Annotated in this window: 1 protein-coding gene; it reads left to right on the top strand. The window is 67.6% G+C overall.

Annotation, left to right across the window (positions count from 1 at the left end; genetic code table 11):
• Window positions 1-207: 207 nt before the first annotated feature.
• Window positions 208-1730: DNA gyrase/topoisomerase IV subunit A (locus OOT08_RS16085; protein ID WP_325094017.1), on the top strand; the 1523-nt coding region annotated here is incomplete at its 3' end.

Here is a 1730-nt window from a genome sequence, read left to right as displayed (position 1 = left end):
GGAGACTCGTCTCGGGAACGCCCAGCAGGCGCAGGGAAGTTGGCAGGACCGCGGCAAGCCGTGCGCCGTGGTCGGAGGTCGTCGGGTACATTGGGGCCATCGTACCGTTTGCCCATCACCGGGTGAGCGCAGCACCCCGTGAAAGGCATCGTGTCGGACGTCCACTCCACCCCGGAACGCATCGAAGACATTGACATCTCCCAGGAGATGGAGTCATCCTTCCTCGAATACGCGTACTCGGTCATCTACTCCCGCGCTCTTCCCGACGCTCGCGACGGCCTCAAGCCCGTGCAGCGCCGCATCCTCTACATGATGACGGATATGGGGCTCCGGCCCGACAAGGGCCACGTGAAGAGCGCCCGCGTCGTCGGCGAGGTGATGGGCAAGCTGCACCCGCACGGCGACTCGTCGATCTACGACGCCCTGGTGCGGCTGGCCCAGCCCTTCACGATGCGCTTGCCGCTCATCGACGGCCACGGCAACTTCGGCTCCCTGGACGACGGCCCCGCCGCGTCCCGGTACACCGAGGCGAGGCTCGACGGTTCCGCGCTCGCGATGACCGACTCCCTCGACGAGGACGTCGTGGACTTCGTGCCGAACTACGACAACCAGCTGACCCAGCCCGATGTGCTGCCCTCGGCAATTCCCAACCTGCTCGTGAACGGGGCGAGCGGCATCGCGGTCGGCATGGCGACCAATATGGCCCCGCACAACCTCGTTGAGGTGTGCGCGGGCGCGAAACACCTCCTGGAGCACCCGAACGCGAGCGTCGAGGAACTCATGGAGTTCATCCCCGGGCCGGACCTGCCCGGCGGGGGCACGATCGTCGGCCTCGACGGCGTCAAGGACGCCTATCGGACCGGACGCGGGGCGTTCCGCACCCGCGCGAAGGTCGCCATCGAGCAGCTGTCCCCCCGCAAGACCGGGCTGATCGTGACCGAGCTGCCCTATCTCGTCGGCCCGGAACGCGTGATCGAGAAGATCAAGCAGAACGTTGATGCGAAAAAGCTGACGGGCATCACCGATGTGACGGACCTCACCGATCGCAAGCACGGCCTGCGCCTCGTGATCGCTCTGAAGACCGGCTTCGCCCCCGAGGCCGTGCTGGAGCAGCTCTACCGCTACACCCCCCTCGAGGACTCCTTCAACATCAACGCGGTGGCGCTCGTCGAGGGCTCGCCGCAGACCCTCGGCCTGCTCGATCTGCTCGCCGTGTTCGTCAAGCACCGGCTGGACGTCGTCACCCGGCGCTCTCGCTTCCGGCTCGCGCAGCGCCAGGACCGGCTGCACCTGGTCGAGGGCTTGCTCATCGCGATCCTGGACATCGACGAGGTGATTCAGCTCATCCGCACGAGCGACGACACCGAACAGGCACGCAGCCGGCTGATGACGGTGTTCGACCTGAGCGAGGTGCAGGCCGAGTACATCCTGGAGCTTCGGCTGCGTCGCCTCACGAAGTTCTCCCGGGTTGAGCTCGAGGCCGAGCGTGACAAGCTGAACGAGGCGATCCGCGAGCTGCAGGAGATCCTGTCCAGCCCCGCGAAGCTGCGCGGCGTCGTCTCGGACGAACTCGACGACGTCGCGGAGCGCTTCGGCACCCCGCGGCGCACGGTGCTCACGGGAGCTGTCGCCCGCCCCAACCCGCGCAGCGCCAAGCAGCCCGTGCTGGAGGTCGCCGACACGCCCTGCGCGGTCATGGTCTCGGTGACCGGGCGCGCGCTGCGGGTGGA

The organism is Leucobacter sp. M11 (genome assembly GCF_035726885.1).
Classification (GTDB): Bacteria; Actinomycetota; Actinomycetes; order Actinomycetales; family Microbacteriaceae; genus JAPFRB01.
Note: the sequence above shows the minus strand (reverse complement) of the source record. Positions and strands in the feature narration are given on the sequence as shown.